The 23,983-nt window shown below is 46.3% G+C and carries 24 protein-coding genes and 1 riboswitch; of the genes, 12 read left to right on the top strand and 12 right to left on the bottom strand.

Going from position 1 to position 23,983, the window contains the following annotated elements:
• Positions 1 to 44 precede the first annotated feature (44 nt).
• The 5 genes from psbX to NIES208_RS07905 all read left to right on the top strand — a co-directional run bounded on the left by psbX (position 45) and on the right by NIES208_RS07905 (position 3,572).
• Positions 45 to 161 carry a photosystem II reaction center X protein gene (psbX, locus tag NIES208_RS07925; RefSeq protein WP_075891499.1) on the top strand — a complete coding sequence of 39 codons (117 nt, stop codon included), beginning with the start codon at positions 45 to 47 and terminating at the stop codon, positions 159 to 161.
• Positions 162 to 301: 140 nt separating this feature from the next.
• Positions 302 to 1,198: a Ycf66 family protein gene (locus NIES208_RS07920; RefSeq protein ID WP_075891497.1), complete on the top strand. Its 897-nt coding sequence runs from the start codon at positions 302 to 304 to the stop codon at positions 1,196 to 1,198.
• A gap of 46 nt (positions 1,199 to 1,244) precedes the next feature.
• On the top strand, positions 1,245 to 1,775 hold the full coding sequence (locus NIES208_RS07915) for a TolB family protein (protein WP_075891495.1): 531 nt from the start codon (positions 1,245 to 1,247) through the stop codon (positions 1,773 to 1,775).
• A 139-nt stretch (positions 1,776 to 1,914) separates the two neighbouring features.
• Positions 1,915 to 1,986: riboswitch (Glutamine riboswitch) on the top strand.
• 35 nt (positions 1,987 to 2,021) lie between these two features.
• Entirely contained in the window at positions 2,022 to 2,234 is a 213-nt protein-coding gene (locus tag NIES208_RS07910) for a riboflavin synthase subunit alpha (RefSeq protein WP_075891539.1), read from the top strand.
• A 114-nt stretch (positions 2,235 to 2,348) separates the two neighbouring features.
• The gene (locus NIES208_RS07905) at positions 2,349 to 3,572 is read left to right on the top strand and encodes a DNA double-strand break repair nuclease NurA (RefSeq protein WP_075891493.1); all 1,224 of its coding nucleotides are present in this window, start codon (positions 2,349 to 2,351) and stop codon (positions 3,570 to 3,572) included.
• Positions 3,573 to 3,869: 297 nt separating this feature from the next.
• On the opposite strand, the gene ndk is transcribed toward NIES208_RS07905, so the two are convergent.
• A complete protein-coding gene (gene ndk / locus NIES208_RS07900) occupies positions 3,870 to 4,319 on the bottom strand; it encodes a nucleoside-diphosphate kinase (protein ID WP_075891491.1) in 450 nt (149 codons plus the stop codon).
• A gap of 302 nt (positions 4,320 to 4,621) precedes the next feature.
• On the opposite strand from ndk, the gene NIES208_RS07895 reads away from it, so the two are divergent.
• The 3 genes from NIES208_RS07895 to NIES208_RS07885 are packed head-to-tail and all read left to right on the top strand — an operon-like array spanning position 4,622 to position 6,331.
• Positions 4,622 to 5,200: a TetR/AcrR family transcriptional regulator gene (locus NIES208_RS07895; protein WP_075891537.1), complete on the top strand. Its 579-nt coding sequence runs from the start codon at positions 4,622 to 4,624 to the stop codon at positions 5,198 to 5,200.
• A 40-nt stretch (positions 5,201 to 5,240) separates the two neighbouring features.
• The gene (locus NIES208_RS07890) at positions 5,241 to 5,894 is read left to right on the top strand and encodes a cupin domain-containing protein (RefSeq protein WP_075891489.1); all 654 of its coding nucleotides are present in this window, start codon (positions 5,241 to 5,243) and stop codon (positions 5,892 to 5,894) included.
• 38 nt (positions 5,895 to 5,932) lie between these two features.
• A complete protein-coding gene (locus tag NIES208_RS07885; RefSeq protein WP_075891487.1) occupies positions 5,933 to 6,331 on the top strand; it encodes an OsmC family protein in 399 nt (132 codons plus the stop codon).
• Between the two features lie 12 nt (positions 6,332 to 6,343).
• On the opposite strand, the gene NIES208_RS07880 is transcribed toward NIES208_RS07885, so the two are convergent.
• From NIES208_RS07880 to NIES208_RS07860, 5 genes are all read right to left on the bottom strand, one after another.
• On the bottom strand, positions 6,344 to 7,207 hold the full coding sequence (locus NIES208_RS07880; RefSeq protein WP_075891485.1) for a hypothetical protein: 864 nt from the start codon (positions 7,205 to 7,207) through the stop codon (positions 6,344 to 6,346).
• A gap of 65 nt (positions 7,208 to 7,272) precedes the next feature.
• Entirely contained in the window at positions 7,273 to 7,701 is a 429-nt protein-coding gene (gene dut / locus NIES208_RS07875) for a dUTP diphosphatase (RefSeq protein ID WP_075891483.1), read from the bottom strand.
• A gap of 31 nt (positions 7,702 to 7,732) precedes the next feature.
• On the bottom strand, positions 7,733 to 8,401 hold the full coding sequence (locus tag NIES208_RS07870; protein ID WP_075891481.1) for an energy-coupling factor ABC transporter ATP-binding protein: 669 nt from the start codon (positions 8,399 to 8,401) through the stop codon (positions 7,733 to 7,735).
• Between the two features lie 70 nt (positions 8,402 to 8,471).
• Entirely contained in the window at positions 8,472 to 8,744 is a 273-nt protein-coding gene (locus NIES208_RS07865) for a UPF0367 protein family (RefSeq protein ID WP_075891479.1), read from the bottom strand.
• A 136-nt stretch (positions 8,745 to 8,880) separates the two neighbouring features.
• Entirely contained in the window at positions 8,881 to 9,324 is a 444-nt protein-coding gene (locus NIES208_RS07860; protein WP_075891477.1) for an SRPBCC family protein, read from the bottom strand.
• Positions 9,325 to 9,530: 206 nt separating this feature from the next.
• Here NIES208_RS07860 and NIES208_RS07855 point away from each other — a divergent pair, with 206 nt between their 5' ends.
• The 4 genes from NIES208_RS07855 (at position 9,531) to NIES208_RS07840 (ending at position 16,562) form a co-directional block, all read left to right on the top strand.
• Positions 9,531 to 11,159 carry a mechanosensitive ion channel gene (locus NIES208_RS07855; protein ID WP_075891475.1) on the top strand — a complete coding sequence of 543 codons (1,629 nt, stop codon included), beginning with the start codon at positions 9,531 to 9,533 and terminating at the stop codon, positions 11,157 to 11,159.
• 498 nt (positions 11,160 to 11,657) lie between these two features.
• On the top strand, positions 11,658 to 13,484 hold the full coding sequence (locus tag NIES208_RS07850; protein ID WP_075891473.1) for a bifunctional metallophosphatase/5'-nucleotidase: 1,827 nt from the start codon (positions 11,658 to 11,660) through the stop codon (positions 13,482 to 13,484).
• A 217-nt stretch (positions 13,485 to 13,701) separates the two neighbouring features.
• Positions 13,702 to 15,132, top strand: a complete 1,431-nt coding sequence (locus NIES208_RS07845; protein WP_075891471.1) for a glycosyltransferase — start codon at positions 13,702 to 13,704, stop codon at positions 15,130 to 15,132.
• A gap of 248 nt (positions 15,133 to 15,380) precedes the next feature.
• Entirely contained in the window at positions 15,381 to 16,562 is a 1,182-nt protein-coding gene (locus NIES208_RS07840) for an aldo/keto reductase (RefSeq protein ID WP_075891469.1), read from the top strand.
• A 33-nt stretch (positions 16,563 to 16,595) separates the two neighbouring features.
• On the opposite strand, the gene NIES208_RS07835 is transcribed toward NIES208_RS07840, so the two are convergent.
• The 6 genes from NIES208_RS07835 to NIES208_RS07810 form a co-directional block, all read right to left on the bottom strand.
• Positions 16,596 to 17,219, bottom strand: coding sequence for a YdcF family protein (locus NIES208_RS07835; protein ID WP_075891467.1), 624 nt, complete (start codon positions 17,217 to 17,219; stop codon positions 16,596 to 16,598).
• 327 nt (positions 17,220 to 17,546) lie between these two features.
• A complete protein-coding gene (locus NIES208_RS07830; RefSeq protein ID WP_075891465.1) occupies positions 17,547 to 18,854 on the bottom strand; it encodes a SpoIIE family protein phosphatase in 1,308 nt (435 codons plus the stop codon).
• A gap of 202 nt (positions 18,855 to 19,056) precedes the next feature.
• Positions 19,057 to 19,644 carry a peroxiredoxin gene (locus tag NIES208_RS07825; RefSeq protein ID WP_075891463.1) on the bottom strand — a complete coding sequence of 196 codons (588 nt, stop codon included), beginning with the start codon at positions 19,642 to 19,644 and terminating at the stop codon, positions 19,057 to 19,059.
• An 83-nt stretch (positions 19,645 to 19,727) separates the two neighbouring features.
• A complete protein-coding gene (locus NIES208_RS07820) occupies positions 19,728 to 22,199 on the bottom strand; it encodes a glycosyltransferase family 39 protein (RefSeq protein ID WP_075891461.1) in 2,472 nt (823 codons plus the stop codon).
• A gap of 120 nt (positions 22,200 to 22,319) precedes the next feature.
• On the bottom strand, positions 22,320 to 22,973 hold the full coding sequence (locus NIES208_RS07815; protein ID WP_075891459.1) for a PTPA-CTERM sorting domain-containing protein: 654 nt from the start codon (positions 22,971 to 22,973) through the stop codon (positions 22,320 to 22,322).
• Between the two features lie 88 nt (positions 22,974 to 23,061).
• The gene (locus NIES208_RS07810) at positions 23,062 to 23,919 is read right to left on the bottom strand and encodes a WYL domain-containing protein (RefSeq protein ID WP_075891457.1); all 858 of its coding nucleotides are present in this window, start codon (positions 23,917 to 23,919) and stop codon (positions 23,062 to 23,064) included.
• Positions 23,920 to 23,983: the final 64 nt, after the last annotated feature.

Here is a 23,983-nt window from a genome sequence, read left to right as displayed (position 1 = left end):
AATTATCAACAACAAATTATTAAATACCATTAGGAAACGTTCCCATGACTCCTTCTTTAGCAAACTTCTTCTATAGTCTTTTAGCCGGCACTTTAATCGTTGTTATCCCTGCAACCGCATTTCTCATTTTTATTAGCCAGCAGGACAAAATCCAACGTTAATATTCTTCATTTTGCAAATTTCAAAATCTCTGTCGGGTGGATGACGTTGTATCGCTGTCCACCTGTTTTGCTATTGAAGTATCTTAGTATCTTAGAACCGAACTCGTTAGTATAGAAGGTAGAGTCAAGGGAGATCAAACATGGTTAATTTCGGGCTAAATTCCGCCAGTATTTTGGGAATTGCTCTAGCAGCAGCAGGGGCTGCTCTCTATTTTTTGCGTTCGGTACGCCCTGAGCTCTCCCGTGACCACGACATTTTTTTCGCTGCAGTGGGGCTACTCTGTGGCTTTATTTTGTTATTTCAGGGTTGGCGACTCGACCCGATTCTCCAGTTCGGACAATTTTTACTGTCCGGTTCAGCGGTATTTTTTGCGATTGAGTCGATTCGTTTGAGAGGCTTGGCCACAGAACAGGCACGTCGCAGTACGCCCATTGTGGATGACGATCGCCCTGTTAGCCGGGTATATCGCGCGGAGCTAGATCAAATCGAACCCTACCAAACGGAAGATCGCTACGAACGCCGTCTGCGTGGCTATGAAGAACCCCGCCCCAGTCGTAGCCGAGGCTATGAAGAAGAAGCTCAAGCACCAACACCCCGTGCTAGCCGCAGCTCTGTCCCTTCCCGGAATCGTCCACCGCGTTCTCCTAACCGCCGCCCTGCCCGTACCCCAAATCGTCGTCCTTCCCGCCCAGATGACTATGGCTATGATGCCGCTGGTGGTTATGAAGCTGGTGGTGTGACGGATGTTTGGTCTGAAGATGCTTGGGATGAAGGCGATCGCCCGGTGGAAACGCCCCCCACAAACCGCCCCCGTCGTCCTCGCCCTAATGGAGAAGCGCCCCGCCGTCCCCGCCGTCCTCGTCCTGAGCGTTATGATAGTGCTAATGAAGATGTGGCAACCGTTGATTATCAACCGATTAATGGTGTGAGTTTTGAAGGTGATGAAACCCAAGATTGGGATGATCAAGCCCCTGAAACGCCTGAAATAAATGAAGGCGATCGCCGCCCTGAAAATCCTGTCAACTTCGACTACTAAAGCATTACTAAAAGTATCGAATCTATTCTTCTGATCATTGCGTGCTGTGTATAGGCAAATTCCGTTTCAGCTTTGGCTGACTATTTTGATTCTCAGCCTCGGAGGTTGTACCTTCGGGAACGATACCTCAGCACCCACAACCCTCAATAGCCGCTTCCACGATGAACAGCCTGCCCTCAGTGGCGATGGTCGCTGGCTGGCATTTATCTCAAATCGCAACGGTACTAGCGAAGTTTTATTTTATGACCTGACCCAGAAACGCTTCATTTCTCTGCCAAATCTGAACCAAAAAGGCGCGATTCACGAAAGCCCTAGTCTGAGCCGTAGCGCCCGCTATATCGTTTATCTGTCGAGTCCCCAGGGGAAGCCTGATATTATTTTGTATGACCGTGCCACCAAGCGTTCAGATATTTTGACCCAAGGGTATCGCCACTGGGTACGCAATCCGCAAATTAGCCCCGATGGCCGTTATGTCGTATTCGAATCAGCCCGACGGGGACAGTGGGATGTGGAAGTGATGGATCGCGGTGCGGCGATCGAACTGGATATTCCCGACGGCGAAGTGATTACTCCGTAACATTCGTAAATATCACGGGGGATGTCATCCTGCCTATATCGTTCTAGTGGACATTGCGGCTATGTTGATTACGAAATATTTAGTCCCTTGCTGATTGACAGGGAAAAATAACGGAGTACAATGACATATATCTTAATGAATCGTTCATCTTCTGACCGCCGCCGCAAGACAGCCAGAGGACGGAAGTAGGGGACTCCTGAAGGAACGCACATATTGCTTCTGAAAGTCATTGAGCTTTTAAAAAATATGAATCTTTCCCTGTTTGCTCTCGGTATTGCAGTCTGTGCCATTTGTTTGAGCTTCAATACAAAGGAAGAAGTTGTGAAAGTAGCCACGGCCTCTGTTGCTGTATTTACTGGATTTTTGGCTGTGTGTTACGCGCCTTGGATGATTAAGCTTGTGGTTATTGTAGTGCCGCTATTGTTAGACCGGATTAATCATTGGTCGGCGGACACATAGGTTTTTTACGGCGAAGTTTTTTTGTAAAATGTGAGGCGATCGCCCTAGGTGATCTACTTTTGTTTGCAACAATTAAAATAGTCAGCGACAGGGCTTAGAGAGCAACGCAAATGTATGTTGGATCTGACAAAAATTGCTGGGCAACTTCCCGATATGGGGAGGCATCTCCGGCAGCAAGCGAATGATGGTAGGGAACGGGTGGAGCGAGGTATTGCGTTACTCGGTGCGGCTCAGCAGAATTTTCAGCAATTACAAGATCTGTATGCAAGGTGGGGCGATCGCCTAATTTTTAATTGCGCAGTGCCCTTGGAGCCGCTGGATACGCGCGTTATGATTTCTGCGCCGCCAAAAGCCCACACAGTATTTGCGACGGACGGCTCTCAGATCGCCCCTTCCCACCACGAAATTGCCTACTGCTACCTGATTAATGTCGGGCGGATTATGCTGCATTACGGTCAGAGTTTGCATCCATTGCTAGACAATATTCCCGAAGTTTTTTATCGCCCTGAAGATCTCTATGTGTCTCGGAAATGGGGTATTCGCACCGATGAATGGATGGGCTATTGTCGTACAGCATCGGAGGGACAGATGCTTGCAGAGATGGCTTGTAAGTGGGTGTTACCACCGGGTTCCCACGAGCATATTCCGAATGTGGCGATGGTGGATGGTTCACTGGTGTATTGGTTTTTAGAGAATATTCCGCTGGAGGCACGGGAAAGGATTTTAATTCCGGTGTTGGAGGCATGGCAACGGCTGCGGGAAACGAAAATTCCGCTGTTGGGTTACATCAGTTCAACACGCAGTATTGATGCAGTACATTACTTGCGTTTAGCGGCTTGTCCCCATAAAAATCCAGATTGTGCGACCCATTGCCTCGACCAAACTACGGGCGATCGCCGACCAGAATTTCGTGAAACGCTTCCCTGTCAAACCATTGAACCGATTCGCGACAGTACCCTCTGGAACAACCAATTAAAACCGGGAGAACGCAGCGGTATTTGGCAAAGTCAGTCCCGTATTTTGCAGATGTATCCGCCCGAAGATCAAGTTTGTTTTTGTTATATCCATGTCGGTGCAGAAGTTGCTCGTGTTGAGTTTCCCCTGTGGCTAGCGGAAGACGAAAAATTATTGGATCAGACTCTCGGCATTTTGTTAGGTCAGGTGAATAAAGGATTTGGCTATCCAGTGGCGATCGCCGAAGCCCACAATCAAGCCGTTATTCGAGGCGGCGATCGGGCAAGATTTTTCTCATTGCTCGAACAACAAATGGTGAAAGCTGGCCTAAAAAATGTCGGTGTATCCTACAAAGAAACCCGTAAACGCGGTTCTGTTGCTTAGAGATTTCACAAGTATAGTCAAAGCCATCAAAGTTAAGACATCAGATAAACTTTAAAGCCTTATCCTGTAGGGGTTTAACATGTTAAACCCCTACCAGTCTTGCCGACCACGACCATAACAAAAAAATCCCCTCGGAGAATATCTCAAAGGGGAAATATAGTTTTTTCGATTAAGCCTAAAACTTAGGATCTCCTAAATCCCCCTTGTTAAGGGGGGCTTGAGCTTCTTGATCGGTTTAAAGCTTTACTGAAACGACTATCAGTGATTATTTTTCTTTTCGGTCGAAATCACAAAAATTTATTCATACAACCAAGACGTTGTTGCAGGTTCCCAGCTCGCAAGCTCATCTTCGTTAAACCAAAGTGCAATTTCGCTAGCCGCAGTATCAGCGCCGTCGGAACCATGAATCAAATTGCGGCCGATATCCATACCGAAATCGCCACGGATTGTGCCGGGTGCTGCCTCAATGGGATTCGTTGCACCGATGAGCGTACGCGCGGCAGAAATAACATTCTTGCCTTCCCAAACCATTGCCACAACAGGAGAGGAAGTGATAAAGGAAACAAGGCTACCAAAGAAAGGTCTTTCCTTGTGAACACCATAATGCTCTTCTGCAAGCTCCTTAGATACGGACACAAGCTTGAGACCGACAAGCTTAAAACCCTTTGCCTCAAAGCGAGCAATGACATTCCCAGCCAAGCCGCGCTGTACGCCGTCGGGCTTCACCATTACAAAAGTACGTTCCACAATATTCTCCTTATGACAGTTACGAAAGCCACAAGCCAGATTATCACAAGTCTTTACATTCGCTACGCTCCCGACAAAATCAATTTGATATGGCGATCTAGAAAAAAAGGATCCATTTCTGAAAGCCTAATTTTTTTCGGTAATCATTAACGTTATTTTTAATATTAAAAATCTGTGTCAAGCCGCAGTTAGGGTCTATTCTTATAGATTTAAGATGACTTTTTAATCAAAACTTGGGCGATCGCCTACTCTTCAAAAAAACAAACTTGAAACCAACCTATCAAATGGTAGGTGCTTTATGTATGGAAAGTAAAACAGCCACTAAAATACTTGACGTTGCCCAAGATATTGTCCGTAATCGAGGCTATAGCGCCTTTAGTTATGCCGATATTGCCGAGGAAGTCGGTATTCGCAAGGCCAGTATCCACTATCACTTTGCCTCTAAAGACAATCTAGTGCGATCGCTAGTTAAACGATATCGCAAAAATATGGGTCGAGATTGCGCTTGGATTGCAGCCTCATCGACACGTTTTGACGTTCAGCTGATGCAATTTACTGGTTTATACCGCCATGGCCTCGACAAAAATCAAATTTGTCTATGTGCCATGCTGTCAGCCGATTTTGCTGTTTTACCAGAAGCGACCCAAGCGGAAATCCAGTTATTTTTTCAAGAAGCAGAGGCTTGGCTTGTTGAGCTTTTACAGAAAGGTTGTAACGCTGGTTTGTGGGAATGTTCCTCTTCGGTGCAGGTCGAAGCAAAGGGGTTAATTGCACTATTGCAAGGCGCACAACTGATTGCCCGCTCTTCAAACAATCCCTTTGAAACCTTTGATCAAATTATTGAGCCACTCTTGGGTGCTAAATTTTCCATGGAATTTTAAATATTGATGGTGCTCAACTGTACGCTAATTTCGTTAATGTATGAAAATTAATGCCGACTTAAACCAGCGAGCTGTTATTGAAACCGAACAGTTAGATTGGCAAGCGTCCCCAATGGGAGGTGTGCAAAGGCGCATGTTAGATCGAGATGGCGCAGAAGTCGCGCGGGCAACTTCTTTAGTGAAATATGCACCGGGTAGTCATTTTTCTGCCCATACCCACGGTGGCGGTGAGGAGTTTTTTGTTCTAGAAGGTATCTTTTCCGATGAGCATGGCGATTATCCTCCGGGAACCTATGGGCGCAATCCCGTTGGCTCTAGCCATACTCCCTTTAGCGAAGCGGGCTGTACTATTTTCGTTAAGCTTTGGCAAATGTCGCCTGAAGATGATCAACAAAAAGTCATTGATACTAATGCAGAACATTGGTTGCCGGGAATGGTGAGGGGGTTGAGCGTACTGCCACTCCATGCCCATGGCACTGAAAGTGTGGCTCTTGTGAAATGGGAGTCGGGCACAAAATTTCAAACCCATCGCCATTGGGGAGGTGAAGAAATTTTCGTCCTAGAAGGAACTTTTGCTGACGAACAAGGCGTTTATCCTCAAGGTACTTGGCTACGGAATCCGCCCAATAGTATTCACACACCTTTTAGTGACGAAGGTTGCCTTATCTATGTCAAAACAGGGCATTTATCCTAATCGGTTGATGACATCAAATAATTTGTAGGTATTTTGTTATGGCAACGATCAATGTTTCATCCAACGGCACACGCTATGGTCAAAACGTTTCTGTTCGTGATTTTCAATTTGTTGCTGATGAACCCTCAAGCATTGGTGGTGATGATCGCGGGGCGACTCCCATGGAATATGTTTTGGCGGGTTTGGGGGCTTGCAAAGCCATTACGATCAGGATGTATGCGGAGCGTAGGGGGTGGTCTCTGGATACTGTCGATGTCCAGATAAATTATGAACGGTCTTCTGCTAAGGAAAAACCTTTTGTGCAAGCACAACTCATATTTTCGGGGGATTTAGATGAAGCTCAGAGGGCACGGCTCAAGGAGATCGGCGATCGTTGTCCAGTCCATCGTTTTTTATCTGAGCAACTCACCATAGAAACAACTATTGATCATCCTTGACATTTTCAAGTGCTAACAAGCTTGGTGACTTTTGAGCCATTCGTAATCTTGATCTTGGCTTTTTTGATTTTTTTTAGGTGAAATCAGAATTTGATAGCCAGATGCTTTTTTGCACTTCTGAAAATAGATGCGCATTAAATTAATGTGAGGGACACGACATTCTGTCCATTTTTTATCTGTCGCTCTAACTTTTGTCGGTGAATAGGGATGACCGTCATAAATATCTTTAATGGCTTTAATGAGTTTGACGAGATTTTCTGGCTGTGAAGCTAGTACGGCTACAGAATCTCGTAGTAAGGTTATATCTGGAAATAAGGTTTGTAAAAGCTCAGTAATTTGATCGATTGTCCAACTGGAAGAGTCGCCAGTCTCATCGTTTTGCGCAGTTTTTGCAATGCGATTTTGCTTGAGAGTAAATAGCTCCACCTTAAGCTGCTCAAGATTGATGGCAAGGATTTTATTTTGTGCTTGTAGGGCTTGGATTTCTACGTCTTTGCTGTCAATGAGACTTTGCTGGTGTTTTTCTAAGGATTCGAGGATTTCGTCAATGTCTTGATTGTTTTCGCGGAGTTTTTTCTGGTGAGCGTGGTTTAGTTCTTTTTCTTTTTCAAGCTGTGTCAGAACATTTTCTTTTTCGGCTGTTTGCTGATGGATTTGTTGTTGGAGCTTTTCGATTTCAGCGATGTAGCGGGCTTGCTGTTCGCTAATAAGTTCGCCGTGGGATTTGACTTTTTGTTGAAATTCTTCGGCGTAGGTTTCTTGTTGGTTGGAGAAATATCTTTTGAGTTTGGCGACTTCTTTTTTGTGGAGTGTTTTGAGGATGGCAAATGAGCCAATGCCACCAAAGAATACGCCTACAAATAAAGATAAGTCCATTGGGATTCTTGCAACCTATTGCCAACTGCGCTGTTATTTCTAATTTAGCTTAGTGTTATGGAAAATTACCGCCCTGTAGAACCGAACCCGTCCGAACCTCTGGTGGTATTTGAAAGTTCGGTGACTTCAATGATGTTGGCCTGAACAATATTGGCCATGACCATTTGGGCAACTCTCATGCCGGGTGTGACTTGGAATGTTTCAGAGCCGTGGTTGATGAGAATAATCCCGATTTCGCCGCGATAGTTGGCATCTATTGTGCCGGGGGTATTGAGTACTGTGATGCTGTGTTTGAGGGCTAGTCCGCTACGGGGACGGATTTGTAGTTCTGTTGTGAGGGGGATTTCGGCGGCTAGTCCTGTTTTGATGAGGGCGGTGGTCTGGGGGGCGATCGCCATGGCTTCAATGGCGTGTAAGTCTATGCCTGCGTCGCCTTGGTGTTGGTACTGGGGAATGATGGCATCGGGGTGGAGTTTACGGAGACGGAGATCCATGGAAAAAAGGAAGAATGGTTAAGGGTGGGATTTAAGGGTGGGTTGTTTGGAGACGATGTTTTAGTTTTTGGGGGTTGCCTTGTTCAACGACGCGACCATCTTCTAGTAGGAAAGCGCCATCGCTGTAGTCTAGTTCGTCGAGGCGGTGGGTCACCCAGAGGGCGGTCATGCCTCGTTCTTTGACGAGGTTGCGGACTTGCCGTACAAGGTCGAGTTGGGTATCGCCGTCTAGTAAGGCGGTCGGTTCGTCGAGGAGTAGTACTTCGCAATGGCGGGCGATCGCCCCGGCAATCGCTACTCGTTGTTTCTGTCCACCGCTGAGGGCATAGATTGGACGGCGGGCAAAGGCTTCTAAGCCGACTGCTGTCAGGGCTTCGGAAACCCGTTCTTTGGTGGCTTGCATTGATAATTTTTCGGCGACTAATCCAAACGCAACATCAGCGCCTACTGTGGGCATCACCAGCTGATGGTCGGGATTTTGGAAGACAAAGCCGAGGGGTTGGGTAAGTTTTACTGCCCCAGAGGTTGGTTGGAGGAGCCCGGCGAGGATGCGAAGTAAGGTGGATTTACCGCTGCCATTAGCGCCGAGGAGCATCCAAAATTCACCTTTGGGAACGTCGAGATTGCAATGGTCAAGGATTTTGCGGTCGGATTGCCAACTAAAGTTGAGATTCTGAACGGCGATCGCCGGCATAGTCATGGGCTAGAAAGAAAAATAAATAAAAAAAGAGACCTACCATCCGTAAGCCTCCCAAAGCAAAGCTAGAAACCTATTCGGCATTTTGGGTTGCAAAGAAGCCCGGTGTCCGACCAGAAGCGGCTGCACCACTACGTTTGTTGAGAATGACTGCACTGATCTGATCACTTACAAACGCTACTTTTTTGTCTTCATCCTTTTCGCAAGTGAGTTCGACAATCGTTGCGGGGTCTGCTTTCATGGCCTCTAGTACAGATTGGTACAGTGCTTTGGCTGCCTCTTCCTCTTTACGTTGGACGGAAACTGGCATGGGGCTATATTTCAGTGTGAGATCGAGACTATACATTCACATTCAGGGAATTATGTTGCTTGTTTTATCTTAAACGTTTTCTGAGACCTAAAACTTTCTCGATCCATTTGCCTATCGTTTATCTGACCGTTATCTGACCGTCGATGGTTGTCCCTAGAGACTTGTGAGCCCATTAGGGTTGGATAGATTCGGCGATCGCCTTAATGCGCCGTAATTGCGCCTGCATATCTTTTTTAGTCAGGCGAGCCGCAAACAGATGGAACCCCCAGCGGATCATAGGATTAGGAATGTCAAACTGAAAACGATTGATCAATTGTGTACCCGTTTCATTAGGGACACATTCCCAGCGATCCCGCCCCCGGAAAAAACCAGAAAACTGCCAGACGATTAAGCCCGGTTCCCGCTCCACCACTTGATTATTGAGCACCAGATTAACAAGGGGAATCCTGAGCCAAAAACGACTGCGACTCTCTAAAGCCGTACTCCACTCTTGGCCGACAGGCTCACAGCGCAACATCGGATTGAGCCAACGGTGCATGGTCGGTAAATCCGTAAAACATTGTTCAATGCAAGTCGCACTTGCCCGAACTTGGATTGATTGCTCAAAAACTTCCATGAATGTTCTGTACTTACCTTTTGAGGTTGATTTTCCTTAAGTTACGACAAAAAATATAGCGAATTCTGGATATTTTAGACTTTTGACGGGTGAATAATGTTCTGCTTCTTTGTAAGGTTATGGTTGTGACAAAACTACGTAGGTATATCTATGGACTCTTGTCATAATTTTTTAAATTGAACACTCGAATTTTGAGTTTAGAAACGATGTCACAGTTGATTGAATCCCTTTCTCTTGTGCCAACATCGATCCCCTATCACCCGTTGATTGCGTTGCAAGCCCTGCCAGATGAGTTGAAAAATCTCCTTGGCATGGACGCTATTAACATCGTGAAGGCGATCGCCATTTTGGTGGTTGGTTGGATCGTGGCACTTATTGTCAAATCTATTATTCAAGGATTACTCAGTCGAACAGAAATCGACAATAAAATCGCTGCCTGGGTGACTGGTGCAGACGAAAAAACAGATCTTCCCATTGAAAAATGGGTTGCCGGTACGACCTTTTGGTTGGTGATTTTATTCACCATTGTTGCTGCCCTTGAGACGTTGCAACTCGATGCTGTATATACGCCTCTCAATGAGCTATTAAGCGAAGTTACTAATTTTGTGCCCCAGCTTTTTGGTGCAGCATTGTGGCTTGGTGTGGCTTGGCTGATTGCAACCATTGTCAGGTTAATCGTGATTAAAGGTCTTGGCTCCTTCGATCTCGATAAGCGTCTCAACCAAGAAATGGTTGACCTCGATGGTGATGGTCAGGAAGACCTTGGTGTTACTGAAACTATCGGTAATGCGCTTTATTGGTTTGTTTTCTTTTTCTTCCTCACGCCAATTCTGGAAACCCTTGGCCTAGAGAGCACCCTTGCGCCACTTCAGGGTTTGGTGGATGAAGTTCTCCTGATCTTGCCTGACCTGTTTGCGGCCGTTCTGATCGGCGTTGTGGGCTGGTTTATTGCTCAGATTGTCCGTCGTTTGGTGACTAATGTCCTGAAAGCGACTGGTGTGGATAGCTTCGGTGCAAAGATGGGTCTCACGGGTACTGACGGTCGTCAGTCTCTTTCTTGGATCCTCGGTACGATTGCTTATATTTTAGTGTTGATCCCTGTGGCGATTTCTGCGTTAGAGGTTGCTCAGATTGAGGCCATTGCAACGCCGGCGATCGCCATGTTGGATCAAGTATTGATGCTGTTACCGAAAATTCTCGGTGCATCGATTATCCTGACCTTTGCCTATGTTGTTGGTGATTATGTGTCTGAGTTGGTGACCAATGTCCTAACGGGTTTTGGTTTTGACAATGTCCTCACTTGGCTTGGTCTTGACGGTATGATTGGCGCAACGCCTGCCGATGGTGAAGCAGGTAAACCCGCTAAAACACCTTCCCAGGTGATGGGTACGGTGTCCCTCGTTGTTATTCTTTTGATCGCGACCCTTACGGCGGTTGATGTCCTTGAAATTGAGGCATTAACTTCTGTGGTCGGTATTATTTTGGCGATCGCCGGTCAAGTTTTAGTGGCGTTGTTGATCTTTGCCTTAGGTCTATACTTCTCCAATATTTCCTACCGTGCTCTCTCCTCCTCCGGCTCCCGTCAGTCCAAGATTCTTGGTCAGGCCGCTCGTATCATTATCCTCACCCTTGTTGGTGCAATGGCGCTGGAGCAAATGGGCATCGCAACGAATATTGTCAATCTTGCCTTCGGTCTCCTCGCTGGTGGTATCGCTGTGGCGATCGCCATTGCCTTTGGCCTTGGCGGTAAAGAAATTGCTGGTGAGCAGGTTCGTAACTGGTTGGATTCCATGAAAGATGACAACACCACTCCTCCCTCTCCACCCACGTACTAGTCACGTATTTAATCCAGAAATTTGTTCTAAAACCTATCGTGATTTCTCAAAAAGACAATTCAAGCTAGAACAGTACTTTTTCTAAATAAAATTATTTGAGACTAAAAGGGACATGGCCATCGCTGTGTCTCTTTTTATTGACCCTTGATCGATTCATCTCCCATGGATGGGCTTCGACCAATATTTGACCATAACTAAATGAGCTAAAAAAATAACATTCCCTTAACTTCACGATTAATGAACTATGTAAATCTCAGAGAAATTCCCTGAAACACAGAGGTAAAGCATTCCAGAAAACTGTCACTAAGTATTCCTCCTTGTCATAGGATAGCTACACCGAAAGGAATCAACTTGGTCAATCATTTAGGCTCATAATTCCTTTTGTCCACCTGCCAAAAAATAAAAAATAGCTTGTTAAATTGTTGTATTTAACATTCGCAAGAGCTGATCATTTGAGGCTTTAACCTAGCCCGATTTCAACCTTAAAATCATGGGATAATGCAACGAGATAAACAACCTAGTCAAAAAAAGCGACTCCCTTCACACCGCGAAGAAGTGGCATTTCCCGCCCATAATCCCCTAACGCTCAGGGCTTGTCCGTTTCAAACTCCCCACAATCGACGACAGCGATTTTTGCTATGGGGCAATGCTACCCAACCGATTACCAATATCGAAGTTGAGCCCGAACTGTCGAGTCGTTATCAAATTCCCGCCGCTGCAAGCTTACCGATTCAAACTCCATTTCGTTTAAAGATTCTTCACTTTAATGATCTCCACGGACGGATGAGCCATCTAACGGAGATGGGCTGTTCGCCAATTTTTTCCCGTATTGTTTCCCGTTATAAACACCAGTGGCAAAAATACTATGACAATCCCCAGGGGGGCGTAATGCTCCTTTCGGCAGGGGACGATATGGTGGGGACACCCTTCGATATTTTGATGGCAAACCAAAATCATCCCTATGAGCTGTATCAAGAGCTTGGGGTGGATGTGGCGACATTGGGCAACCATGATCTTGATTTAGGGACACACACTCTCAGTCAAATTATTGGCCGTGCCCAGAATTTTCCTGTTTTGTCTGCCAATCTCTACGTCCCGGCTCCCCTAAAGTCGCAAGTTCATCCTGCGGCTTTGATCGATATCAAAGGGGTGCGTGTCGGCATTATTGGGTTAACGACGACGGCACAAATGAAAAGTGCGGAAGCGAAATTACTCCAGTTTGCGGATCCGGTGGATGTGGTTAATAATTTGCTGCCTGTGTTGCGTCCCTACTGCCATGTGCTGATTATTTTGAGTCACCTCGGCTATGATCTGCACGCGACGAGCGCTACGGTGGAAGGGTATGGCGATCGCCAACTCGCAGAAGCTTTACCCTATGGGGCAGTTGATGCGATTATCGGTGGTCACACCCACCATGTTTTAAATGAAACGGGGCTAAATCATAAAAATATCGTCAATGGCATTCCGATCATGCAGGCCGGAGCCATGGGGCGTTTCATCGGAGAAGTGACCCTAACCTTACAGAGTCAGCACACCGTCACCGTGACCAATGCCAAACTGACGACGACGGCTGATCTACCCATTGATCAACCCTTTGAAACCAATTACGTTGAGCCTGTGGTGCAGTCCCTGAAGCACAAATTAAATCAGTCCCTTGGTATCGTCGAGCCCCATCCGGATTTAGGCATTGATGCGGTCTTAAATGATTTTGCAAGTCGGGAGTTGGCGATCGCCAACTTTGTCACAGCAGGCCTGCTAACCCAAGTAAAAGCCCAAGGCTATGGCGTTGATCTGGCAATGACCGATGCCGCAATTCTTAAAACAGGTTTACCAAAAGGCACATTAACCTACGCCGACTGGTTTGCCCTGATGCCCTATGCCGACACCCTTACACTATTTCAGCTGACAGGAGAACAACTATGGCAATTTCTATTAGACAATGCCCGCCGCGCCAACCGTCCCGGTGAACCCCATCTTGAGCGAGGGTTTATTCAATTCAGTACGCAAATTCGCTACACCATCCACCTCGGTGCAGACCGCCATAGCACTAGCATTTCAGATGTTTGGGTCGGCAACCATCCCCTCCAAGATCAGTTAGGAAAAACCTTGACGATCGTCAGCCATAGCTTCTTAAGGCAAACGGCGCTTCCGTGGGAACATCTCAGTGCATTAGAAGGTTTCGCACCTGTGAAATTAGATAACTTACCGACCAAAGACACAAATTTGTTATTGCGAGAGACACTCGCGACTTATGTGAAAAAGCAAGGAGGCATTGCAGCCGCTGGTGGTCTCCTCACCGATAATCGTCTCCAGATCCGAGACTGAGCCTCCAGAACCAAGGCCGATTTCTGGCAAGTTTTCCGCGCCATTGGTCAATCTATCCCTTAATGGCATCACTATTGTGGTCGCGATACCTGCTTTTAAATTTATTAAGTATCATGACTACCGATCAAAAAAAGAGAAATATGTTGAGTGGAGCCGGCGAGGCTCGGATATTACGTTACGATGACATGATTCAAGAAAAATTTAGTATCGAGTCGCTGTGGAAATCGTTTTTTTCTCTGGAATTCCCTTCTTCCCAAAGCACACCACTGGTGGAGCGCAACAGAGCTTGGGAAAGGTGGTGCGATATTTAGGGCAATTAGGCCATCGCGTCCGCATTCTCAGTTCTGCCCGTGCTAATTGCCATGAGCCTTTTACCTTGGCGGAAGGTGTCGAAGTTCTCCCCATTTTGCCCGTACAGCACTTCCCCGAAATTTGTAATACTACTCCCTACAATCTGACCCATCTCATTCTCGATACCCAAGAGATTTTGGCTACTGCTGATGTGCTCTACATACTTGATGCGGTGTTGCCGTTTCACTTTTTGTACGAAAAGATCCCCACAGTGATTTCGTTTCGCAACTTTATTTACTCTGATACGTTGGGGAATGGCTTAAATTTCCGTCGTGATCATCTGTTGCTAAATTCTAACTACATGCGTGACTGTGCGGTGGATACGATGTCTATTTTCTGCCCCCAGATCACGGAACGTATGACGGTCATTCCCAATGGCTTTGATTTGGATCTGTTGCAGCCTGTTGATCCGCAGCCCCTTGCTCGTCGATTTGGCATTCCGGATGATGTGATTCCTTTGCTCTATCCCCATCGGCCTGACCCCCGTAAGGGCATTTACAATGTTTTGGATGTTTTGGCTTTATATCGACAACGTCATGGTAAGCAGGGCGATCGCCTGCGGTTGTTGATTCCTAAGTGGCATGATGGTGCGTCGGAAAATGATTCGGACACCTATGATCTGATTTTGCCCTATGCCCAAGAGCGCGGCATTGATGACTTGTTAATTTTTCATCCTTGGTTAGAAAGTAAGGATTTACCGGCCTACTTTAGTTTGGGACGGGTGACTTTCTGTTTGGGCACATTCCCTGAGACGTTTGGTAATGTCCATATGGAATCTTTAGCCTGTGGAACGCCGCCAATTTTGACGAGGGTGGCGGCCTACCGCTCTAGCTTGCCGGAGTCGATTGTTGCCAAGGTTGATCCGGGAGATGCCGATGCGGCGGTGGATGCCCTAGAGAGATTGTTACAAGATCCTCCTGATCCTGACATTGGTCGTCAGTATATCCGCGAGCATTACAATCAGCAGCAAATGGTGGAAGACCATGACACAGTGCTCACTCAAACGCGCTGCCTCAAGCCTTTGCCGGAAAGGGCTGCTCCTCCTTGGCATGCTGCGGATCGGTTGGCTGTTCCGGCTTGGTGTTATCGGGGGACTCAGGGTTATTACAATGATTATCTTGATGGCTATGTGCAAAATGAGGTGTTGCAGCAGTTGTTGCAATGTTCGAATCTTGATAGCCAACATTCTCTGACTGTGGAGCAGGCGGAATCGGCCAGTGGTTTAAGTCGTCAGCAGTTAGATAGTTTGGTGAGGGCGGGTTTATTGGTTCGGCGATCGCGGGCAGATTTTGTCTAGCGAAATTCTGTGTTTGGCGTAATTTCAATCACATAGCCTGTCATGGTGACATGGTGACGGGAAGATTACCCTAGTCCACCAGTTTTGGTGAGAGCAATGCAAATATTGCCAAAATCCCCTTGTCTCTAAAATCTCAGATGAAAAATAAATTTTTAGTCAAAGCCTTAGGGGCAAACAGGCTGATGCCTTATCTATTAGATTTTGTTTAAAATCACTTTACAGGAGTTGATTAAATTATTTAGAGCTTTATGCGATACCGTCGTTTTGGTCGAACTGAACTGCCAATGCCCGTCTTTTCTTGTGGCGGTATGCGATATCAATTTAAGTGGCAGGATCAGCCTCCCGCCAATATTCCTGACGAAAATCAAAAAAATCTTGTGGCGGTGATTCGGCGATCGCTGGAACTTGGCATTAACCACATCGAAACGGCGAGGGGCTATGGCACCTCAGAAATGCAGTTGGGGTGGGTCTTGTCCCAATTTCCCCGCGAGGAGATGATTATCCAAACAAAAGGTGCTCCAAAGGCTAATCCTGAGGAGTTTCGGGCGCAAATAGAAAAATCTCTAAATTATTTACAGCTCGATTACATTGATCTTTTTGGTATTCACGGCATTAATACCCAAGAGCAATATGACTATACGTTTCGTAAGGGTGGTTGTTTAGAAGTTGTGCGGGACTTTCAACGGGAAGGACGCATTCGTCATGTGGGTTTCTCGACCCATGGCGCGACGGACATGATTGTCAAAACCATTGAAACGGGGGAGCTTGATTATGTCAATCTCCATTGGTATTGGATTAATCAGGATAATTGGGAGGCTGTTCAGGCGGCGACGCGTCACGATATGGGCGTGTTTATTATTAGTCCGTCGGATAAGGGGGGGCATCTCTATGATCCGCCACAGATATTAAGGGATCTCTGTGAGCCTCTACATCCCATGGTGTTTAATGATTTATTTTGTTTATCCCACCCGCAGGTACATACTTTGAGTTTGGGGGCGGCACGTCCGAGCGATTTTGATGAGCACCTCAAGGTTTTGCCCTTGCTCGATAAAGCGGATGAAATTTTGCCGGATATTTTGGCGCGTTTAGAAAATCGGGCGATCGCCACCCTTGGGGAAGACTGGGTAAAGACGTGGAAAGTCGGCTTACCGCGTTATGAACACACGCCGGGTCATATCAATATTCCGACTATTCTTTGGCTAAGAAATCTGGCGATCGCCTACGACATGATTGAGTATGGGCAAGCACGTTATAACCTCATGGGCAATGGTAGTCACTGGTTTCCGGGATATAAAGCCGATAGATTGGCGGAGCATGATATTACCAACGCCATTCGTCTCAGTCCCCACCGCGACAAAATTCCCCAAGCGCTCAAAGAAGCAGATGAATTGTTAGGGGCATCAGAAGTAAAGCGTCTCTCTCAAAGTTAGGATTTGGGGGAATTGCATGGCTCCTAAAAAAGTTTATCCATGAAGAAATTTGAATTTAATTGAGAAATAAACCTCGCGTAAAAGGAAGGGGAATTTTGTTTTCCACGAACGATATCTCGAATAGTGTGTTGCTGAAGTGCCTGCCTCCATTCCTAACGAATAGGCAACCATAAAACTGCGCTGTAAATGAAAATGATCGGAGACAATAATTGCCGAATTTAGATTATTTTCGACCATCATCTTTTGCGCTTCAATCAAATTTTGTGGGGTCGTTTTTGACTGTTCTTCAAAGAAGATATGATGACGAGGAATTTGTTGTTGCTCTGCATAGACTGCTCCTACTTCACCTTCGGAAAGGCGATCGCCATCCCCTAGTCCTCCGGTAAAAATGAGATTACGGACAATTTTCCGGTGATACAGATCCACACCATGCTGAATGCGAGCTTCAAAAACGGGCGTGGGTACTGACACATCAACCGCAGCACCGAGCACGATGGCGCAATCATAGGTTCCCTGGTAATTATCTTGTGGGTAGGTGGCAATCCTCACACCAGAAGAAACTGCAATAACGATGACCCCACTGATCAGAAAGAGCAATGCCCGCGAAACAAGTGCAAGTTGTTTACTAGTTTGTAATCTTAAAAATGCGTTTTTCACTGTTTAACGCCACCCATACTCTAATATTTTTCCTGCAAAATCTTCACAAGCTAGAGCTGATTTTCCCTAAATGAAAGTAACGCTTATTTCTGTGACCTAAAATAAGTTATTCATCGCCGCATTTATTATGGGTCTTGTTGCTAGAAATGATATTGATAATCTGTTAAATAATAGTCTGTTACATTGGCGATCGCCTTTCTCAGGCTAGGGACTTCCTCACCATAGAAATCGATCTATATATCAATTAAAAGCTTTTTCCATTTAAAAAAAAACTAATAATATGAAATGTGCCACAAATCGACATGCCACAAATCGATGTGCCACAAATTAGAAAGTTTCTGGTGTAACGTTAGTTGCCGCTGTCGATGGTGAGCCGTGATAACGCAGAGTCATAATTGTGATGTCATCAGATTGGGGCATTTGCTGCGTAAAATGCTTAACGCGATTGCCTAAAATCCCAACAATATCCGTCGAGGCAATGGCTGTGGGTAGTTCATCTAAAATATTAATGACGCGCTCTTCCATAAAAAACTGACCATCGCGATCCCGCGCCTCCGTCACACCGTCGGTATACATCACCAGCAAATCACCGCTGTTTAGAGTCAATTCTGCTAGCTCATATTCCGCCTCCTCAAAAATACCTAAAAGCATACCGTCAGGGATTGGAATCATCTGGGGAGTTTCATTCACCCGTTTGAGGAAAGGACGATTGTGACCACCATGAACGTAGGTTAATTTACCAGTTTTGACATCGAGAATACCGAAAAAGATCGTCACAAATAGACAATTGATATTACTCTCACAAAGTTGACGATTAATAGATGAAAAAATTGAAGCGAGGTTTTCATCTTGAATATTTAACCGCGCAATACTGGCACGCAAAATGGTGACGGCGCGAATCATAAATAGGGCGGCCGGAATCCCTTTACCAGACACATCCCCGATCGCCAAACCCACTGTATTTTCATCGATGGGAAATGTATCAAAAAAATCACCGCCCACTTCCCGGGCTGGTTCGATACTGGCGGCAACATCAATCTGGGGATATTGGGCTAAGAGGGGTTTTTCTTGGGGCAAAATATTGGATTGAATTTGCGCTGCGGCTTTTAAATCCCGCTCAATCTGCTCAAATCTCAGGCGTTCTTCGAGGGTTTTAATGGCCACTTTATCGAGGCGACGCATCCGGCTAGACAGGCCTGTGAGTAAACTTTTGACCACCTCTGGCCAAGACATGAGCTCGTCCCAAAAGATGCTTTCTGGAATGCTTAGCAGACGGCATTCTGTGGCGGCGACCACATAGGCAGAAACGGGCATATTCTCAATGATGGACATTTCGCCAATGCATTCACCAACCGGAATCCGAAAACCCATATCGGGATTTAACACCGCATCTTCCCGTTCGGCGAGGTACACCATGAGATGACCTGACAGCAAAATGTAGAGGGTGTGGTTTTCTTGGCCGGGTTCGGTAATGCTAGAACCGGCGGGAAAGACTTGGATAGAACATTTTTGAATTAGGTCTTTTAGTAAGGTTGGCTGGACTCCCTGAAATAATTCGCAGCTGGCGATCGCCTCCCAGTCATGATGGGATTCACTCAGCTTTAATACGGCATCATTAGGGGAAGAGTCAGACATTAAGCAAAGAAATTGTTATAGGAAAAGACCTTTGCGCATTAGTTTAGATGATCTTGTGGACTTTTCCCGTTTATGGTCTTTAAAGTCTTAGGATTTTTTCTTGTCTGGATGGATGTTTGATACTCTCTGGGCTGAGTTGAGTCAGATAAATCCTTCTTGCCCTACTGAATAAACCGCCTGTGCTGTCTTGATCTTGCCGAAATTAGAGGGTTGAGAAATATGCCTTTGAGGCTTTGGGTTCAGGCACCATGGTGGCGGCACCTTCTTGCCAATCGACGGGGCAAACTTCGTCACGATGGGTTTGCACATGTTGCACTGCTTTGAGGATACGCAGGGTTTCGTCAAGACTGCGCCCAAAGGAAAAGTTGTTGATGGTGATGTGCTGCACGATGCCTTCACCGTCAATAATAAATAAACCTCTGAGGGCAATGCCTGCTTCGGTTTCGAGGACACCATATTGTTCGCTAATGGTCTTGCTGAGGTCGGAGATTAGGGGGAAAGTGAGCTCGCCAACGCCTCCTTCTTTGCGGTCGGTTTGAATCCAGGCGAGGTGGGCAAATTCGCTATCAACGGATACGCCTAAAATCTCGGTGTTAAGTTCGGCAAATTCTTGGTGGCGATCGCTGAAGGCTGCAACTTCAGTGGGACAGACAAAGGTGAAGTCGAGGGGGTAGAAAAATAAAACGACGTATTGACCGCGATAATCGGAGAGTTTGATTGTTTTAAATTCTTCTTCAAATACCGCCGTAGCTGTAAAGTCCGGCGCGAGTTGTCCCACTTGTACCACCATTCATCTTTCCTTGAGAGCAGCGTTTTATTCACGGTATCACAATGGTGGAAAACCCATGTCTTTCTGGGGTAAGAGGAAAGATTTTACAAGTTTGTTAGGAGTGACCATGCTTGGAAGGGTTTCCCTTGGAGGAGGGCAGAGACTCCGGCGATCGCCTGAAATTCTGGGACATCGGGCGCAAGTTGTAAGGCTTGTTGGATAGCTGTTTCGGCGGCTTTTGGTTGAAATTTATAGAGATTTACAAAGGCAATATAGGCAGGGACAAAGGGATTTTCGGGTTCTAGTTCCCGCAATGCTTCAAGGGTGGCGAGGGTTTCGGTGGGTTCCTCTTGGAGGGCATGGGCAAGGACTTTGGCGTAATACCAATCGCGAATTTGCGGAGAATTCGTTTGGGCTTTGCTCAGACGGAAACCTAAGGTCTGCTCCAGTTGTTTAAGGTAATTTTGTTCGGGGTCGTATTGATTGAGGCGGGCAATATGGGCAAAGAGTGGGTCTAAACCGTCAATGCCAACGCCTAGCTGGGGGGCGATCGCCCGTTCTTGGCTAAGCCAGTCTAACTCGACAAGTTGCAGGGGTGTGAGGGTTGTTTCAGGGGGAGCGGCTTGGATGGTGATGGAGGTCGTCGGCTGAATGATCGGAGTTGTTTGTCCGGTGTTGGGGTCGAGGTAAATCGCCTGTAGATTATAGGTTCCCGCCGGAAAGTCTGCCGGGGCAAGCATCGCGGTTTTTTCGATCACCTTAAAACGATCATCCCGTTCTGCCGTTGCTAAACGCCCGTCGTAGAGTGTCCCAAACCCGATGGCATGGTCGTGGATCCAAAAACGCTGGCCATTACTCCAGGTCAGTAGAACTAAACCATTTTTTAGATCATCCCAATTGCCAGACCAGTTGTAGGTGATGGGAATCGGCTGGCCGGCGATCGCCCCATCGGGGACATCGACTAAATCTAATTGCAGCGGTTGTTTGACCCCATCAAAATGAGCAACAGTGACGAGGGAGCGTTGCCGCTGGTAAAGGGTTAGTTCTGTCTTATCGGGCAGTGGCCAAGTATTTTGGACATAAAAATCAGGATTGTTTTTTAGTTGTTCAGCTAGTTCTAGTTGCGGTTGTTTTGCGTTAGCGTTATTACCGGTTTTTGTGAGCAGTAAATCAAAACCGATGGCATCTTGGGCGACCATTTCTGGGCGATCGCCCAGTTCCCGACCATAAACTTGAAATTTCCGCAGCGCCCCAAAATAGTTGATATTGTTATGATTTAGCCAAAATAAACTGGGAATAACGCCAATATTGCTACGGGTATAGGGGTGGGTGCGAACCACATTGTCGATCACTTCAGGCTGGGGATAATTATTGGTGTCGGCCGCATATTTGGGCGGCAAGATAGTACTTAAAATCGGTAACGGAAACAGTCGCCCGACCGCTAAAACCACCACACAGACAAATGTTAGCCAGCGTACAAAGAGCCAGCGTCCCCGCCATTGCGTTAAACCATAGCCAAGAAAAATTCCCACAATGGGCAGATAGGGCATGATGTAGCGTGGATCTTTGTTGTACAGCGCTGAAAACATTAGATAAGACCCGACAAAATAGACCCCAAGCCATGTGAGACTTTCTTTTTCCGGTAAAACGTAGGTTTCTGTGCGGCGGGGGAAGCGTTTCCCAAAATGGAGACATAACCCGACAATCGGCACAATGAGCCATAGCCACGACACCGCCCTCGGTAAATCTTGCCAATAGTAAATCCACGCTTGAATCGTGTTTAATGCCGGATCACCTTCATTGGCCGCAGCGGTGACATTCGCCCGCTCATAGGTACTAAACAGATAAATAAAATTCGTGCTGTACCAACCGCCCCAAAATAAAGCTGAAACGAAGGCACTACAAAAAAGTTGTAAAATTCGTTCCCATTGCCGTCGCCAAATACTGGTTCCCGCTGACCACAGTAAGGGCACAAATAGGAAGAACATACAGGTTTGTTTGGTCATGAGGGCAATGCCTAGACAACAGCCAAAGGCTAAAATCCAGAGCCATTGGGAGCTACGCTTTTCTGAAAAATACCAATGGGTGAGGCAGGCAAAGCTTAAAACGGTGACGCTCGTCAGGGCAATGTCGGTAATGAAATGGAGGCGATAGTAAACAAAGCGGGGCATTAATAGGGCGATCGCCGCTGCCCACCGCCCGACAATGGGATTAAATAAACGTTTGCCGATACTATAGGTCGCCCAGAGGGTGATGGCACTAAAAATCCAGTTCACCATCAGGGCATTATCACTGCCTTTGCCGAAAATCAATTGAAACGGTACGGCTAAAAGATAGGTGAGGGGCGGAAATTTATTGGAGACTTGCCAAAAATCTCGCCATCCTGAAAATTGAAAAATTGCCGCCATATAGTTCAGGCTGCCTGTTAAATGATTCGCTTCGTCCCACCCCGGCATACTTTGATCAAGATTGAGCCACAGGCGATCGCCGAGATTGATGCCGAGCCACAGCAAAACGAGAAATAAAATTTCAAACCAAGTGGATTGATTCTGATGGGCGGAATGGGAATTGGACAACTATCGTGGCTCCGATTATTTAACAAGGCAATAGTTGCAATGTATCGGAAAAGATTGTCCATGGGAAGACTACTTTAGCCGGTGACCTACGGGCAAAATTCTTAAAATAGTGCCTATTTTTTATGGGTTAGTTGGGCGATCGCCACGACGGCTTAACACATTCAAACCCAGCAAAAATAGATTTGGTAAAATCGCCGCAGGGGTTGGGACAGCTTGGGGAGCAACATTACCGTAGCGGACATTATCGATACTGCCATATTGCAAAAATGTGGATCCTGCATCATCAGAGAATTGCACACTATCAAAATCCCCGTCGGTGGCAATCACACCAAAAAAGCCACTCCCCCCAGCTAAACCAAATGTAAAAATCTGACCGCCAACCATGAGTTCTAATGTATCGCCGTTGCTATCGGTATTAGCCCAGTCAAAACCAAAGGCATTAATGCTATCTGCAAAGTTAAAAGCGGCGGCTGTATCTGAGTTGCGGGACTGCAGGCGTAAAAAATTTGAGCCGTCAATATTACCTGCTGTACTACCGTCCACAATGCGGCTCCAAGTCATATTGGACGCGATCGCAAAGTCATCTAAAACATGATTTTTCTTATCGCTCAAAGTTGCATCATTAAAAGTTTCTGTCGCTAGGCTGGTGGCGATCGCCGTAAATTCAGATTCGTTTGTAAATGTCTTAAGGGTCAATGCCTGAGCAGGTGTCGCGCTAAAGCCCAAGACAACAACACCGCAGGCAGACAAAACAAACTGGTTAGAAACTTTCATAAATTCAACAGTAGAGCATACTTAAGTGTCTGATTTTACCTTAGAAAAAATCCCCAAAAACCCCATATGCGCAATCTTTACTGACATTTCATAAATCATAGAGTCGGTGTAATGCTCGAATTTCTGCCTTGAGGCGATCGCCGACAGCATCGGGGCTAATAATTTTGCAATCTTTGCCATAACGAAGCACTTCACGAATAAACCAAAAGGTACTACTAATATTGCGGACAACTCTGCGTGTTTTAGGCAATTCTGGATGCCAATCGTTTTCGATGTCGGTAACTTTTCCTTCATAGCCAAAGGCTAATCCACTATATAAATGGAGTTCTACGGGAATAAAATCGAGCTGCGATCGCCATTTGTGGTTTAGAGAGATAGTGGCAGAATCTTGAATTCGGTCTAGCCTTAGGCTCCAGTTGTGTTGTAGTTCAGGTAAGTCAAAATTGTCCTCGGTTTCCGTCGCCCAGCAATCGAGATATTCGCGTTTCTCGTGGGTGACAATCTGGGCATGATGAATAGAAAAGGTAAATTCTCTCTCCCTTGCATCGCGATAAAAAAGTTGGAAGGGTTGCTGACGGTGAATATAGCTATCGATGCGTTGTCGCCAAGGGGATGTGGGTTGCTGAAGAAATTTTTCGATCTTTTGCTTTAGGGCAACGTTTTTTAATTCCCCGCGCTCCACCATTAACTCCGCAAGGGCGATCGCCTCCTCTGTTTGCCCTCGATCAATGAGAAATGTACGTATTTTCTCCAAAGTGTTAATACGTTCTGCCTGCCAGTTATTATTAGGCGCAATTTTCAGTTCCCGCTTGGCAATTTGCTTAATCAGCTTAGAAATATTTGGGCGATCGCCCCACTCACAGCCAAACTCTAGAGCCAGCTTTTCTAGCTCTGCCTTTTCCCGTTCCAGAAGCGACAACGTAACAGATTGACCTTTACGACCCATATTTGTACGTACACTCTCGCATTTTTTGTACTTTCACCTTTAATTTTTGCAGCTAGAATAGATA

The organism is [Limnothrix rosea] IAM M-220, assembly GCF_001904615.1.
Lineage (GTDB): Bacteria > Cyanobacteriota > Cyanobacteriia > Cyanobacteriales > MRBY01 > MRBY01.
The sequence above is the reverse complement of the archived record's forward strand: the minus strand, read 5'-3'. Positions and strand labels throughout refer to the sequence as shown.